The following is a 15,430-nucleotide window of genomic DNA, read 5'->3' on the forward strand; positions in this document are numbered from 1 at the left end:
GCGGCCCGCCGTCAGAGATTGAGTCGGATGGTTACGGAACGCCCATGCGCCTGCAAGCCCTCCGCCTCCGCCAGCTTGACGGCGGCCGGCGCCAGAGCGCGCAGCGAGTCCGGCCCGCATTTCAGCAGCGAGGTCCGCTTCATGAAGTCGACGACGCCGAGCCCCGAGGAGAAGCGCGCCGAGCGGGCCGTGGGCAGGACGTGGTTGGGTCCGCCGACATAGTCGCCGATCGCCTCGGGCGTATGGCCGCCCAGGAAGATCGCGCCGGCATTGCGGATCAGGCCGGAGAGGCGCTCGGGATCGGCGGTCATGATCTCGAGATGCTCCGGCGCCAGCCGGTCGACCAGCGGCACCGCCGCCTCGAGATCGCGCACCAGCAGGATCGCGCCGAAATCCTGCCAGCTGCGGCCGGCGATATCGGCGCGGGGCAGCGTCGCGAGCTGCGCCTCGACCGCCTTCTCGACCTCCTCCGCGAGCCCGGCATCGCTCGTCATCAGGATCGATTGGGCGGAGACGTCATGCTCGGCCTGGGCCAGCAGATCCGCGGCGATCCAGTCGGGATTGGCGGTGCCGTCGGCGATGACCAGCACCTCGCTCGGACCCGCGATCATGTCGATGCCGACCTGCCCGAAGACGCGGCGCTTGGCGGCGGCGACATAGGCATTGCCGGGTCCGACGATCTTGGCGACCGGGGCGATGCTCTGCGTGCCATAGGCGAGCGCGGCCACGGCCTGCGCCCCGCCGATCCGATAGACCTCGTCGACGCCCGCGAGGCGCGCCGCGGCCAGGACGAGCGGATTGGTCTCGCCGCGCGGCGTCGGCGCCACCATCACCACGCGCGGCACGCCCGCGACCTTGGCCGGCACGGCGTTCATCAGCACCGATGAGGGGTAGCTCGCGGTTCCGCCCGGCACATAGAGGCCGACGGCCTCGATCGCGCTCCAGCGCCAGCCGCTCTCGACGCCGAGCGCATCGCTAAACCAGGCATCCTCGGGCTTCTGCCTGGCGTGATAGGCCTCGATCCGCGCGCGCGCCGTCTCCAGCGCGACGAGCAGATCGCGCGGGCAGGAGGCGACGGCCTCGTCGATCTCGGCCTCGGTGACACGCAGCCTGTCGGGCGTCAGATCGAGCTGATCGAAACGGCTGGTGCAGGCGATCAGCGCCGCATCGCCCTGCTCGCGCACCTCGCCGATGATGGCGGCGACGATGCGGTCGACCTCCTCGGAAACTTCGCGCTTGGCGGAGAGCAGGGCCTGGAACTGCTGCTCGAAGCGAGCATCCCGGTCATCGAGCCTGATCGGCATCGCATCGTCCTGATTGAAGTGTCGGGCTATTCCGGTGGCGAGGGCGGGCGGGGCTCAGGTCGCGGCGGGATGGTCGGGCGTCGCGACGGCTTCCCAGACCGGGCCGAGATCCTTCATCTGCGCCTCGATGCATTCGACCTCGAGCCGGATCGCCGCGCCATCCGAGAAATGCAGCGTCACCGCGCCTGCCGGGGAGTCGGTTTCCTCGAAGGTGATGGCGAGCAGGTTCAGCACCGTGCCCTCCGCCTTCGGATCGATGCGGGACTGACGCGCCGCCGTGACCCGCTCGAAATGCAGGGCCGCGAGCCTGCGACGGCGGCTGCCCTTCTGCGAGCCCTGCCAGTCGAACCGGCGCAGGGCCAGCGCGAAGCGGCGCTCCGCCGGGCGATAGACGATATCCGACAGCTTGAGCACCGCATCCTGCAGATGCGCGGAGACGATCGCGAGATCATCCGCGTCGAGCGCGATCAGTTTCAGCGGGTCGGCTTCTTCATGCGCCATGCAGGCTATCTGGAGAGCGGCTGCGTCGACGTCAACCACTGATCCGTTCGACCAGCGCGCCGCACCGCGACAATTTCGCTTCGAGCGCCTCGAAACCGCGGTCGAGATGATAGACGCGGTTGATCATGGTGTCGCCTTCGGCGGCGAGGCCGGCGATGACCAGCGAGACCGAGGCGCGCAGATCGGTCGCCATGACGGGGGCCCCGGTCAGTTTCGGCACGCCCTCGACGATCGCGACATCGCCGTCCAGCCGGATCCGCGCGCCGAGCCGGGCCAGTTCCTGCACATGCATGAAGCGGTTCTCGAAGATCGTCTCGCGAATGCGCGAGGTGCCCTTGGCCATGGTCATCAGCGCCATGAACTGGGCCTGCAGATCGGTCGGGAAACCGGGGAAGGGCTGCGTCTCGATATCGACGGCCGCGATAGCGGCGCCGTTGCGCCTCACCCTGATGCCTTCATTGGTCGCCGTGATGTCGACGCCGGCCCGGATCAGCGCATCGAGCGCCGCCTGCAGCAGATCGGGCGTCACCCCTTCGAGCACCACATCCCCGCCGGTCATTGCGACGGCCATGGCATAGGTGCCGGCCTCGATCCGATCGGGCAGGACGGTGTGATGCGCCCCGCCGAGGCGCGCCACGCCGGTGACGACGATGCGCGGCGTGCCGGCGCCCTCGATCCTGGCGCCCATCTTGGTCAGGCAGGCCGCGAGGTCGGTGACCTCCGGCTCGCAGGCCGCATTCTCGATGACGGTGGTACCCTGCGCCAGCACCGCGCCCATCAGCGCGGTATGGGTGCCGCCGACCGTCACCTTCGGGAAGACGATCTCGCCACCCTTCAAGCCCTTGGGCGCGCGCGCCAGGGCATAGCCGTTCTCGATCCTGATCTCGGCGCCGAGCCTTTCCAGCGCCATCAGCAGCAGGTCGACGGGGCGGGTGCCGATGGCGCAGCCGCCCGGCAGCGAGATCCGCGCCTCGCCCATGCGGGCCAGGATCGGCGCGATCACCCAGAAACTGGCGCGCATGGTGGAGACGAGTTCATAGGGCGCGCAGGTGTCGACGATCTGGCGCGCGGTGAGCGAGATCGTCTGGCCGCTCTCGGCCGACTGGCCGATGCGCTTGCCGGCCACGGTGCGGTCGGCACCATGGTTCGAGAGGATGCGGGAGAGCGCGGTGACATCCGACAGACGCGGCACATTGACCAGGGTCAGCGTCTCATCCGTCAGCAGGCTCGCGATCATCAACGGCAGGGCCGCATTCTTGGCGCCGGAGATCGGGATGCTGCCATTCAGGCGCTGGCCGCCGGTGATGCGGATCTTGTCCATCGATTCATCCTGCTGAACCGAACCCCAGGAGACGGGGCACGGCGAAATGGGAGGTCAGGACCGGCTGGTCTCGGCCTGGTTCTGCGACGCCGTCTCGTCCGCCGGCTCGGCCCCGTCACGACGGGCGCGAGCCTGCGCTTTGCGGCGCTTGAGGTTCTCGCGCAGCGCGGCGGCGAGCCTAGCCCGCTTTTCGTCATCGTCTCGAGGGGTACTGGTCACGACATCGACTCGACATGCTGCTTCAACGCCCGGATCACGGCGAATTCGCGGCGCATCGATAGCCCCCCGTGAGCCGTTCAACAAGCACGCCCTGCCGGCCGGAGCCGCCGCCGGGCGCCGCATGCCGGATGCACCCGCTACGGCAAGTCTCTGACGTTAGGGAATAAAACTTAACGAAATTAACCATTTCGCCCAGTTTTCGTTTACAGTCTGTTAACTTCCCCTACCGTGCTGAGGCATCCACGCTGCGTCGCAACAGAGGATCTGCTCGCATGCTCCAGCACCTGGCTTCAGCCATCAAGCGTCAGCCGATCCAGACGGTCGAAGCCTGCGAGGTGATCGACGCCATCCGGCACCAGGCCGGTTTTCTACCTGAAGTTGAACTGGCTTACGAGAGCGAAATCTGCACTTTGTGGGTGACGATCCGCCCAGAGCTCAAGCCGGTCTTCACGCTGCAGCTTCTCGACAGCCTGGGCAAGATCCAGCGCGCGATCATCGCGCTCTGGGGTGCGCCGGACCAGTATCACCGCACGCCGGTTCGCTTTCTGGCCTTTCGCGGCCAGGGTCCGTTCTTCACGCTCGGCGGCGATCTGGACTTCTATCTCGACTGCCTCGCCCGCAACGACCGCGCCGCCCTGACCGAATATGCCCGCCTCTCGACCGAAGGCGCGATCCTCAACGCCAACGGCCTGAACGGGCTGGTCATCACCATGGCGACCATCCATGCCAAGGCGATCGGCGGCGGCATCGACGCGCCCCGCTCCTGCAACGTCATGATCGCGGAAGAACAGGCCTCGTTCGTCTATCCCGAGATCAAGTTCAACCATTTCCCGATCACCGCCGTCGCCATCCTGTCGCGCCGGATGGGCCAGCGGGCCGCGGAATCGATGCTGCTCTCGGGCGAGGAGATGAGCGCGACCGCCTTCATGGCCGCCGGCGCGCTGGAAGCGGTGGTCCCCGCCGGAACCGGCGAGGCCTGGCTGCGCAAATACGCCGCGGAGTCGCTGCCGATCCACGCGGCGAAGACCGCGCTGTTCTCGGCCTTCAACCGCCGCTCCGGCGATCTGCGGGAGGAGCTCGCCTATCTCGGCCAGATCTGGACCGATTGCATGCTGAGGCTGAGCCCCAGCGCCATCTCCAAGCTGCAGCGGATCGCGGCGACGCAGGACCGGATGCTGGCGCGCGTCTATCAGAGGATGTCGGACCCGACGCCGATGGCCTTCGCAAGATCAGCCGCAGGCTAGGTTTTTCGACACTGAAGGCGAGTTTTCACACCAAAAGTTTACGTATGCGTATGTATCTTCGCCGAGGCATTCATCGCAGCAGGTCAGATTTTCGCTCCGATGAGGCCCCGGTGAAGGCTGGAGTGAATGGCGGACGCTACCAAGCGATCTGAGGATGGCGAACTTCGCCGCGCGGGCATGGGCGACGACCTGCCGGCCTACCGACTGCTGGTCAGCTCCCTGTTTTCGTCACCGGGGTCGATCATCCCAGGCGGTATCGCCGGCGTTCTGACGCCCTATCTCTGCTGGCTTTCCACCGGCATGCCGATCTTCGCGCAGCTGACGCAGGTCGTGCTGGCGGTGGTGGTCCTGCGCCTGCTGACGGTCATCAACTACCGCCGCCGCGACCATTCCGCCGATAGTTTCGTCCAGACGCGCCGCTGGGACCGGGAGTATTTCCTCGGCGCCACCGTGTTCAGCGCGGTGCTCGGCTACAGCTGCTACATCGCGCTCAGCATCACCGACGATCCCGCGGCGCACATCACCTCCGTCGCCTCGACGATCGCGCTCGCCTCCGGCTATGTCTCGCGCAATGCCGGGCGCCCGAAATTCGTCGCCGTGCAGCTGATGACCTTCTGCATCCCGATGGCGCTCGGGCTGATCCAGGCCCATAACGACTATTACCATTACATCGGCTACTTCGCCTTCCTCTATCTCGCCGCCAATATCGCCATCACCAATTCGCTGCATCGCAACCTGCTGGCGCTCAGCGAGGCGAAGAAGCAGTCGGAGGCGCTCGCCGGCGCGCTGCACTCGCAGAACCTGACCCTCGACGCCGCCCTCAACACGATGATCCACGGGCTGGCGATGTTCGACAAGCGCCTCGATCTCGCGGTCTGCAACGCGCCGTTCCGCGCGCTCTACGGGATTCCCGAGCCGCTGGCGCTGACCGGGACGCCGATGGCGGCGATCGGGCGGTTCCTGATCGAGCGGCGGGTGATCGACGCCGATCAGGGGCGCGACCTCGCCAGGGCGCTGTCGCAGGTGCAGGATACGCAATCGACCGTGACCCGCGAAGTCCAGACCCGGGTCGGCCGGCTCCTCGTCATCACCATCGCCCCGGCCGCCGAGGGCGGCGTGCTGATGCTCACGGAGGATGCGACGGAGCGCAAGGCCACGGAGGCGCGCATCGAACGGATGGCGCGGTTCGACGAATTGACCGGGCTCGCCAACCGCTTCGAATTCAACCGGCTGCTGAACGAGGCCTTCTCCCGGCGCGAGCGCACGGCGGAAGCCTTCGCCCTGCTCTATCTCGATCTCGACGGCTTCAAGCAGGTCAATGACAGCCTGGGGCACGATGTCGGCGACCGCGTCCTGAAGGAGACGGCCAACCGGCTGCGCGACGTGCTGCGGCCCGGCGATGTCCTGGCGCGCTTCGGCGGCGACGAATTCCTGCTGATCCTGCCCTCGGCGAGCCGCAGCGTCGTGGCCGGCATCGCCCAGCGGCTGATCGACAGTCTCGCCAGGGTCTTCGCGATCGACACCAAGAACGTCTATGTCACCGCCAGCATCGGCATCGCGATGGCGCCCGAGGACGGCGCCGGCCCCGCCGACCTGCTGCGCCATGCCGATACCGCGCTCTACAAGGCGAAAGCGGCGGGCCGCAACACCCACACCTTCTTCAACCCCGGCATGGCCGAGGAGATGCTGGCCCGCCACGAGATCGAGGTGGAGCTGCGCACCGCCTGCACGGAAGGCACGCTCGAGCTCTACTACCAGCCGATCATCGATCTGAAGACGCAGGAGATCGTCACGCGCGAGGCGCTGATGCGCTGGCGCCACCCGCTGCGCGGGATGATCCCGCCCAACATCTTCATCCCGATCGCCGAGCAATCCGGGCTGATCGCGTCGATGGGCGATTGGGCCATCCGCCAGGCCTGCCGCGACGCCGCGAGCTGGGGCGGCCAGATCGGCGTCTCGGTCAATATTTCGCCGCTGCAGTTCCGCGAGCCGGAGCGCATCGTCAACACGGTCAAGGACGCGCTGATCCGCGCCAACCTGCCCTCGCACCGCCTGACCCTGGAGGTCACGGAATCGCTGCTGATCGAGGACAACAAGGTGACGCTGGAGGTGATCGACGAGTTGCGGGCGCTGGGCGTGAAATTCGCGCTCGACGATTTCGGAACCGGCTATTCCTCGCTCGCCTATCTCTCCACCTACCCCTTCGCGCAGGTGAAGATCGACCAGAGCTTCACCCGCAACGTCCACACCAACGAGGCGTCCAAGGCGATCATCGAGGCGGTCTGCCAGCTGGCGCGCCGGCTCTCGATGAACGTCGTCGTCGAAGGCATCGAGACCGACCAGCAGCGCATCGCGGTGCAGCTCCTCGGCGCGCAGCGGGCCCAGGGCTACCTCTTCGGCAAGCCGGAGCCGATGGCGCAGTTCATGCCCAAGCGCTCGCGCGACGTCGCCTGAACCGGGACCGCCTCACCAGCGTCCCCTGACACCCAGCGAAAAGCGATGGCTCGATGCGCCCTGGCGCAATTCGCCGTCATAGGAGGCGGCCAGGCGCAGCGCCCCGCTCAGCGGGCCCGACAGGTTGAGGCCCAACACCGCCGCGTCGCGCGATGCGCCGGCGCTGCGCACAGCGAAGCCTGCGCCGAGCAGGCTGGCGCGGGTGACGATCGCTCCATCGCCGAATTCATGTGCCCAATAGGCCCGCATATCGAGGCTGAGCGACGGGCTCCACGGCAGGGACAGGCTCATGCGCCCGCCGAGGAGGCTGCGCGCCGCCAGCACCGTGTCGCCGGAGACGGCCAGGCCCAGGACGGAGGCGCCGGTTTCGCGCAGGCTGGCGCGCTGCAACCTGTCGAAGCTGACCCCGGCCTCCGGCGTCAGCGCGACGCCGGCCATGAGCGGCAGGCGGTAGCCCAGCAGGGACTGGCCCGACAGCCCGAAGCCGGACGCCTCGCCATGGGCCGAACGCGCCAGCGCGCCGACCATGACGCCGCGATCGACGATGGTGTCGGCATAGGCGGCGCCGAGCGAACCGCGGAGCGTCACATTGCCGAAAGACGCGCCGCCATAGGCCGTGGCATTGTAGCTTCCGACCGCGAAGCGGCTGAACACGGCGCTGCCCGTAGAGCCTTGGGTACGCAGATAGCCGCCGGCCAGGCCGAGCAGCGCGTCGTTGCCGAAGCGCCGCTCCACGCCGACGAGCGCGCCTGAGGAGGCGTGCGAGAGGCTCGCGGCTTCGGCGTCGCTCGCCTGCCGGCCGAAGCCATAGATCGCCTCGCCCCAGAGCTGCCCCTCGCGCACGGCCTGCGGCTTGACCGCATCGCCGTCGTTGCGTCCCGACAGCGCCGAGAAACCGGCTGCGCTCGCGGGCGCGGCGGCGATGTCCTGCGCCGGAGCGGCATCGACCAGGCGGCGGTCGATCGCGCCGGCGAGCAGGCGGCTGCCGCCGAGCTGGGCCTTCATGGCATCGGCATAGCTTTGGCCGGAGAGGCTGCCTATCGTCGCGGCAAGCGAAGTCGGCGTCGTCGTGTAGAGCGGATCGAACAGCTCACGCTGCGCCGAATCGGGCCGGGTCCCCGCCGCGGGGCGGGCCGCGTCGATGGCTGAACCGACGGCGCGGGCATTGCCGTTCTGGAACAGGCCGAGCGCCGACAGACCGGCATAGGATGCCGGCGTCACCACCAGATCCAGCCCTTGGGCCCGGTAGAGCGCGTCGAAGCGCGTGAAGCGCGGCAGCCCGTTGCTCGGCTGGTCGAGGCCGCTGAAGCTGCCCGAAAGTCCGCCGCCCGCCACGAGCACGGCGAAGGATTGGCCGAGCGCCGGGGTGAAGCTGTTGCTGGCCGAACCGTCGATCCCGCGCAGGATGGGCGCGAGGCGTCCGCCGGCCGTTACGGAGGCGGAAGGGCCGAGACCGATCAGGCGCGAATAGTTCCCGGCGCCCGCCCCGGTCCCCGCGCCGTCGATGTCGAACGCCAGACGGCTGCTCGTGGCGAAGCCGATCGGGCCGGTCACGGTGAGCGTGCCCGGGGAATTGCCGGGCCGAACCGTGCCGAAGCTCGCGAGCGCGGCATCGATGCGGCCGGTCCCCCGCAAGGCGCCGTCGCGTTCCACCGTCACGGCCGAGGTCAGCGAGCCGTTGAGCGCCAGCGTTCCCCCGAGAATGGCGGTGCCGCCGGCATAGGTGTTGGCGCCGGTCAGTTCGAGACGCCCCTCGCCGCGCTTCACGAGGCGACCGACGCCGGAAATATCATTGGCGAAGGTTCCCGAGCCGCCCCTGGTATCGACGTTGAAGGTGCCGGCGAACTGGGCGGGACCGCGCAGCGCCTTGCCGACATTGACCAAGCCCCAGCCATAGATCGTCGGATCGCCCAGCGAGGTCGCCGTGGTCAGGAGCGTCGTGGCCACGTTGGGCGCGCTGAAGAAGGGGAACGCCTCGCGCACCAGCGCGGCCGCGCCCGCGACATGCGGCGCCGCCATCGACGTGCCGTTCTTCGCGTCGTAGTCGCCGCCCCCGGCGCCGCTGCCGCGCGGCATCGTCGAGACGATGTCGACACCCGGCGCCGCCAGGCACCAGGCCGCGGCGACGCCGCAGCGGTTGCTGAAGGAGGCGATGCGGTTGTCCTTGTCGACCGCGACGACGACCAGCGTGTAGGGCTGAAGATCGGAGTAATCGAGGTTCTTGCCGTCGATCTCCTCGCGGTTGCGGAAGAATCCGTATTTTCCGGCGGCGTAATTGCCCGGGCGTATGAACGCGTAGAACCCCGCGCCCGAGGGATCCTTGGCGATCGTCGGCTGGTCCTGGCCGTCATTGCCGGCGGCGAAGATGAGGAGCATGTCGGCGGCCATCGCCTTTCGGATGGCCGCGACCTCCTTTTCGGTGTCGAGGATGCCGTAGGGCTGGGCGGGGAGCAGCTCGTAATCGGGGTTGACGCGGCCATCCAGGAGGAAGCGGCTCGGATAGGCCGGACCATAGCTGCCGTTCAGCACTTTCGCGCCGCGTTCGGCGGCGTAGGCGATCGCGGCGGCGGTGTCGCCGCCGACGTTGTTGACGATCGCCCGCAGGGCCAGGATCTCTGCATTATAGGCCACGCCATGCATGCCGACGCCGTCCCTCGCCGCGGCGATGGTGCCGGCGACATGGGTGCCGTGCGAGTCGATGTCGCGGATGTCGCTGGAGCCGATCGGGCGGTCGAAACCGAAATTGCGCGACCAGGGCGAGATCCGCCCGGCGAACTCCGGCAGGCTCGTGTCGAGCCCCGTGTCCACGACCGCGACCAGCACCCCCTTGCCGGTGTAGCCGAGGGCGTAGGCCTCGGCGGCGTTGATCTTGGCCAGCCCGTAATCGGCCCGGTATTCGGGGGTGGCGAAGCTCGCCTCCGCGCGCGGCGCGAACGCCGTCTGCGGCATGACGCGCAAGGCCGTGCCGCCGAAGCGGCCGTCGAGCCAATCGTCGAGGCTGAAGGCAGAGGCCGGCGTCGCGGCCGCGAGGACCGTCACCATCGCCGCGCTCGCGAGCAAAGCGGCGACCAGCCGCCCGTTCGAATCCTGTTTCGTCGAAAGTCTCATGGTCCATAATCCCGCCCGGCGGCGATCCCGCTTTTGCCAGCGCGTCAGTAGCGAGCAGGATCGGGGGCGTTAAGCAGCGGCATCCGGGCTTTGATCCCGGACATCGGGGATTTCGTCCCGCGGTGAATCCCGGCACGCATATGGCGCGTTTCAGGCTCCGCATTTATGAAATGCTGCGTCGCCGAGGGGCGCCTGGGCGGGACTGGAAGGGCGGGCGGAGACAGAGGCGTGGAAGGCGACCAGCAGGGCCATGCGCCGGGTGAGGCGCAGTTCGCGCAATGGCGCGAGAGCATCGCGAGCATCTTCGACGTGCGCCCGCTCGATCCCGATTATCGCGAGACATTCCAGGGCCGGATCGACCGGCATGACCTCGGCGTCGCCCTGGTCGGAGAGGTCTCCACCAGCGCGCAGAGCTACACCCGCAACGAAAGCCTGATCGGTGCGGTCGGCGTCGATCATCTGCTCGTCCAGCTTTACGACCGTGGCAGCACCACGCTCGATCTCGACGCGACCGAGGTCCGGGTCGAACCCAACGACATCGTCGTGCTCGATCTCTCGCGGCCGCTCGCCTCGCACGCCACGGCGATGCGCGCCTTCAACCTCGTGCTGCCGCGCGGGCTGCTGAATCTCAACCCTGCGAGCCTCGATCGCGTCCATGGCGCGGTCATCCCCCGCCACAGCGCCTTCGGCCGGATTGCGGGGGACTATCTGCGCAGCCTGGCGCTGACGGCTCCCGACCTGCCGGCGCAAGGAAGCGCAGATCTGATCGAGGCCACAGCGGCGTTGCTCTCGGCCTGCCTGGCGCCCAGCCTGCTGCGAGACCAGGATGCGCCGGTCTCGCTGACAGCGTCGGCGGCGCGGCTGCGGCGCTTCATCGACCACCACCTGTCCGATCCCGGGCTCGGCCCGGAGCTGCTGATGCGCCGGTTCGCCGTGTCGCGTTCGGTGCTCTACCGGCTGTTTTCGCCGCTGGGCGGCGTATCCGACTATATTCGCGAGCGGCGGCTGGAGCGCGCCAGCCTGATGATCAATGCGGGTACCCTGCAGCGCGGGGGCGTCGGCGCGATTGCGCGCCAGCTCGGCTTTCCGAGCGAGGACGCGTTCTCCCGCGCTTTCAAGAGCCGCTTCGGCCATACGCCCAGAGATGTCGCGCGGATGCGCAACGCCGCCCCGGCCCTGCCGCGCGACGGCGCGAGCCTGACGAGCTGGTTGACCCAACTCTCCTGCCGCTGAAACCGGACCCGCCGCGTCCCGGTTTTCTCACGAGGTGGTGACGGGGCGATGCGCGCGGGCGCGCCCGGCCCTATACCCTGTGCGGCACAGGGGAGCGGGCGGATGACGGAAGAGGCGGGAGGGCGGGATGCCGCGAGCCCGGCGGGCAGGTCGCGCTGGCGCCGCCTCGCCCCGTTGCTCCTGCTGCTGGCGGCGATGGCGCTCGCCTATGCGCTCGGCCTGCATCGCTATCTCAGCCTCGACGCCCTGGTGGAGCATCGGGCCGCGCTCGGCCGTTTCGTGGCCGAAAACCGCGTGGTGGCGCTGCTCGGTTTCGCGGCCGCCTATGCCGCCAGCGTCGCCCTCTCCTTTCCCGGCGCCTCGCTGCTGACCCTGCTCGGGGGCTTTCTGTTCGGGGCCTGGCTCGGCGGAGCCGTCTCCGTGGTCGCGGCGACGATCGGCGCGATCGGGGTGTTCCTGGTGGCCCGCTCGGCTTTGGGCGAAGCGCTGCAGCGCCGGGCCGGGCCGGCGCTGACGAACCTCCTCTCGGGCTTCAAATCCGATGCGGTGTCGTATCTGCTGTTTCTCAGGCTCGTCCCCGCCTTCCCGTTCTGGCTGGTCAACCTGGCTGCCGCGCTCGGCGGCGTCGGCCTCGCCGTCTTCAGCTGGACGACGCTGATCGGCATCGTGCCGGGAACGCTGGCCCTGTCCTTCGCGGGCAAAGGGCTCGATTCGGTGATCGAGGCGCAGGCCGAAGCCCGCGCCGCCTGCCTCGCGCGCGGCGCCGCCGATTGCGGGGGCGGGCTCGAGCTGAGCCGGCTGCTGACGCCCGAATTGATCGCCGGCTTGGTGCTTCTGGGCTGCGTGGCCTTGATTCCGATGATCTGGCGACGCATCAGCAATCATCGGGCGGCGAAGCAGGGAGGCTCATCGTGAGCGGGCAGGATTCAGGCGCGATGACCGGCAGCCCGGCGAAGCCCGAACCGCTGACCCCCGATCTGTGCATCATCGGAGCCGGCTCGGGCGGGCTTTCGGTCGCGGCGGCCGCGGCGATGTTCGGGGTCGGCGTCGTGCTGGTCGAGCGCGACCGGATGGGCGGGGACTGCCTGAATGTCGGCTGCGTGCCCTCCAAGGCGCTGATCGCCGCCGGGGCCCGCGCCCAGGCGCTGCGCGAGGCCGGGGCCTTCGGCATCGAGGCCGGCGAACCCCGGATCAATTTCGCGCGGGTGCATGATCATGTGCAGCGGGTCATCGCCGCGATCGCGCCCAATGATTCCGTCGAACGCTTCGGCGCCCTCGGCGTCACCGTGATCAAGGGCGAGGCCCGCTTCGTCAGCCGCAGCACCGTGATGGTCGGCGACCAGGCGATCAAGGCGCGCCGCTTCGTCATCGCCACAGGCTCCCGCCCCTCCGCCCCGCCGATCCCGGGGCTGGACGCCCTGCCCTATCTCACCAATGAATCCGTGTTTTCCCTGACCAAACTGCCGGAGCGGCTGCTGGTGCTGGGCGGCGGCGCGGTCGGCGTCGAACTGTCCCAGGCGATGGCGCGGCTCGGCAGCCGGGTGACGCTGATCGAGGCGCAGAGCCTGCTGGCCCGCGAGGATGCGGAAGCCGTCGGGCTGGTGCGCCGGGCGCTGCTGCGCGAAGGCGTGACCGTGCTCGAACAGACACGGGTGGCGCGGGCCGAGCCGAAGCGCGGCGGCCTGCGGCTGGTGCTGGAGGACGAGACCACGCTGGAGGGCACGCATCTCCTGGTGGCGGCGGGGCGCGAGCCCAATATCGAGGCGCTGGACCTCGAGCTGGCCGGGATCAGGAGCGATGCGAAGGGCGTCGTCGTCGACAAGGGGCTGCGCAGCACCAACCGCCGGGTCTTCGCGATCGGCGATTGCGCGAGCGGCCAGTCCGGCGGGCTGCAATTCACCCATGTCGCGAATTATCATGCGGGGCTCGTCCTGCGCAGCGCCCTGTTCCGGCTGCCGGTGCGGGTGCAGACGCTCGCGATCCCGCGCGTGACCTATTGCCAGCCGGAGCTGGCCAGCGTCGGCCTCTCCGAAGCCGAGGCGCGCGCGCGCGGCGCGGTCACGCTGCTGCGCTGGCCCTTCGCCGAGAACGACCGGGCGCAAGCGGACCGCAAGACGGACGGGTTCGTGAAGCTGGTGACGGACAAGAAGGGCCGCATTCTCGGCGCGACGATCGTCGGCGCCGGTGCCGGAGAGCTGATCGTGCCCTGGTGCATGGCGATCCAGAAGCGGATGTCGGTCAAGGACATGGCGGGGCTCGTCTTCCCCTATCCCACCTTGTCCGAGGTCTCGAAACGCGCGGCGGTGTCCTTCTACGCGCCGCTCGCCGCGAAGCCGGGGATCCGCAGGCTCATCGCCTTCCTGCGCCGCTTCGGCTGATCCGCCGGGCCGTGACCATGCCACTGCGCCAGCGGCGCCGGCCCGCCGATCTCAATTCTGATGTGTAGCCGAGCGCGGGATGATATGCGGTCGCAGGATTGCCAAGCAGGATTCAGGACCGGCGTTCCTGATCGCGCAAAAGGTGAGTGCATGATCACGTTCAGAAGCCGGCCTCCCCAGCTCGACCCATCGCTCTAGATCTTCTCGCGATGCAGCAGCCCGATCCCACCGCCAGCAACCTCTCCGTCAGCGTCCCCCGAGGGCTGACCAGGCTGGGCTTGTCGGCGAAGCTGCTGCTGCTCACCGTTCTCTTCGTGATGCTGGCCGAAGTGCTGATCTATCTGCCTTCGGTCGCGAATTTCCGGATGAACTGGCTGAACGACCGGCTCGCGGCGGCCCAGATCGCGGTGCTGGTGCTGGAAGGAGGGCCGCAGGAACGCCTGCCGGAGGGCAGCGAATCGCGGCTGCTGATGGGTGTCGGCGCCCGGGCGATCGCGGCCCGGGTGGGAGGCGCGCGGCGCCTGCTCAGCCTGGATTCGATGCCGGTCGCGGTGTCGCGGACGGTGGATCTGCGTGATCCGAGCTGGGTCTCGGCCATCGGCGAAGCGCTCCAGCTCCTGCTCAGCCCGCCGAGCGAGATGCCGATCCGCGTCGTCGGACAGGCGATGGGCAGCGCCGATTTCGTCGAGATGGTGCTGGACGAGGCGCCTCTGCGCCGGGCCATGGTCACCTTCTCCATCAACATCCTGCTGCTGTCGCTGGTGATCTCGGGGCTGACGGCGGGGCTCGTCTACCTCGCGCTCAACTGGATGATCGTCGGACCGATCCGGCAATTGGCGGCCAATGTCATGGAGTTCGAGGTCGAGCCGGAAAATCCGCGCCGGATCATCGAGCCCTCGCAGCGCGCCGACGAGATCGGCGAGGCCGAGCGGGCGCTGGCCCGCATGCAGATGACGCTGGCCGACGAGCTGCGCGCGAAGAAGCATCTGGCCGAGCTCGGCCTGGCGGTCAGCAAGATCAACCATGATCTGCGCAACATGCTGGCGGCGGCGCAGCTGATGTCGGACCGGCTGGTCGAGACGCGCGACGCCAAGATCCGCCGCTTCGCGCCCCGGCTGATCGCGACGCTCGACCGCGCCATCGAATTCTGTCAGGCGACGCTGGCCTATGGCCGGGCGGCGGAGGCGACGCCGGTGCTGCGCGACGTCGCGGTGCGCCAGCTCGTGGCCGAACAGGCGGAGATGCTCGGCCTGCCGGAGAACAAGCAGGTCCAGTTCGTCAACGAGGTTCCGGCCGAGCTGGTCGGCGCCTGCGATCCCGACCAGATGGCGCGGGTGCTGCTCAACCTGATGCGCAATTCGGTCCAGGCGCTGACCCAGGCGGGGGCGGAAGCCGGTGCCGTGCCGGTGCTGGTGGTCAGGGCCGAGGCGGTTGAAGGCATGCTGCTGCTGCGCGTCGCCGATAACGGGCCGGGTGTGCCGGAGCGGGCGCGCGCGCATCTGTTCCAGGCCTTTCGCGGCTCGGTCAATCCCGGCGGAACCGGGCTCGGCCTCGCCATCGCGGCCGAGCTCGTGCGGCTGCATGGCGGCACGATCGAGCTCGAACCCTCCGAGATCGGGGCGGTGTTCAAGGTGACGCTGCCGGCGCGGCGGGCGAGCGGGAACTGAC

General features: G+C 68.9%; 11 protein-coding genes. 6 read left to right on the top strand and 5 right to left on the bottom strand.

The features are described from left to right. Nucleotides 1-11 precede the first annotated feature (11 nt). Genes hisD through ASG72_RS21080 form a run of 4 tightly spaced genes read right to left on the bottom strand, consistent with a single transcriptional unit; the run spans nucleotide 12 to nucleotide 3,345 of the window. Nucleotides 12-1,304, bottom strand: coding sequence for a histidinol dehydrogenase (hisD, locus tag ASG72_RS01890; RefSeq protein ID WP_056708152.1), 1,293 nt, complete (start codon nucleotides 1,302-1,304; stop codon nucleotides 12-14). 54 nt (nucleotides 1,305-1,358) lie between these two features. Next, nucleotides 1,359-1,805, bottom strand: coding sequence for a DUF2948 family protein (locus ASG72_RS01895; protein WP_056708154.1), 447 nt, complete (start codon nucleotides 1,803-1,805; stop codon nucleotides 1,359-1,361). Nucleotides 1,806-1,836: 31 nt separating this feature from the next. Continuing rightward, nucleotides 1,837-3,126, bottom strand: coding sequence for a UDP-N-acetylglucosamine 1-carboxyvinyltransferase (gene murA / locus ASG72_RS01900; RefSeq protein ID WP_056708157.1), 1,290 nt, complete (start codon nucleotides 3,124-3,126; stop codon nucleotides 1,837-1,839). A gap of 54 nt (nucleotides 3,127-3,180) precedes the next feature. Continuing rightward, nucleotides 3,181-3,345, bottom strand: coding sequence for a hypothetical protein (locus ASG72_RS21080; protein ID WP_200939872.1), 165 nt, complete (start codon nucleotides 3,343-3,345; stop codon nucleotides 3,181-3,183). A 272-nt stretch (nucleotides 3,346-3,617) separates the two neighbouring features. Here ASG72_RS21080 and ASG72_RS01905 point away from each other — a divergent pair, with 272 nt between their 5' ends. Both ASG72_RS01905 and ASG72_RS01910 read left to right on the top strand, forming a co-directional pair. Then, on the top strand, nucleotides 3,618-4,589 hold the full coding sequence (locus ASG72_RS01905) for an enoyl-CoA hydratase-related protein (protein ID WP_056708161.1): 972 nt from the start codon (nucleotides 3,618-3,620) through the stop codon (nucleotides 4,587-4,589). 126 nt (nucleotides 4,590-4,715) lie between these two features. Continuing rightward, nucleotides 4,716-7,043, top strand: coding sequence for an EAL domain-containing protein (locus ASG72_RS01910; RefSeq protein WP_082540000.1), 2,328 nt, complete (start codon nucleotides 4,716-4,718; stop codon nucleotides 7,041-7,043). A gap of 12 nt (nucleotides 7,044-7,055) precedes the next feature. Here ASG72_RS01910 and ASG72_RS01915 read toward each other — a convergent pair whose 3' ends face one another. Next, nucleotides 7,056-10,151, bottom strand: a complete 3,096-nt coding sequence (locus tag ASG72_RS01915; protein WP_056708166.1) for a S8 family serine peptidase — start codon at nucleotides 10,149-10,151, stop codon at nucleotides 7,056-7,058. 228 nt (nucleotides 10,152-10,379) lie between these two features. Here ASG72_RS01915 and ASG72_RS01920 point away from each other — a divergent pair, with 228 nt between their 5' ends. From ASG72_RS01920 to ASG72_RS01935, 4 genes are all read left to right on the top strand, one after another. Next, nucleotides 10,380-11,384: a helix-turn-helix domain-containing protein gene (locus ASG72_RS01920; RefSeq protein ID WP_056708168.1), complete on the top strand. Its 1,005-nt coding sequence runs from the start codon at nucleotides 10,380-10,382 to the stop codon at nucleotides 11,382-11,384. Nucleotides 11,385-11,486: 102 nt separating this feature from the next. Beyond that, complete coding sequence (locus ASG72_RS01925; RefSeq protein WP_082540002.1) at nucleotides 11,487-12,299, top strand: VTT domain-containing protein; 813 nt, start codon at nucleotides 11,487-11,489, stop codon at nucleotides 12,297-12,299. A 20-nt stretch (nucleotides 12,300-12,319) separates the two neighbouring features. Then, nucleotides 12,320-13,762 carry an FAD-dependent oxidoreductase gene (locus tag ASG72_RS01930; protein WP_056708173.1) on the top strand — a complete coding sequence of 481 codons (1,443 nt, stop codon included), beginning with the start codon at nucleotides 12,320-12,322 and terminating at the stop codon, nucleotides 13,760-13,762. Between the two features lie 209 nt (nucleotides 13,763-13,971). Continuing rightward, nucleotides 13,972-15,429 (top strand): HAMP domain-containing sensor histidine kinase, encoded by a 1,458-nt coding sequence (locus ASG72_RS01935; protein WP_056708176.1) that lies wholly within the window; start codon nucleotides 13,972-13,974, stop codon nucleotides 15,427-15,429. Nucleotide 15,430 lies beyond the last annotated feature (1 nt).

Origin of the sequence: Allobosea sp. Leaf344 (assembly GCF_001426225.1) — a bacterium.
Lineage (GTDB): Bacteria > Pseudomonadota > Alphaproteobacteria > Rhizobiales > Beijerinckiaceae > Allobosea.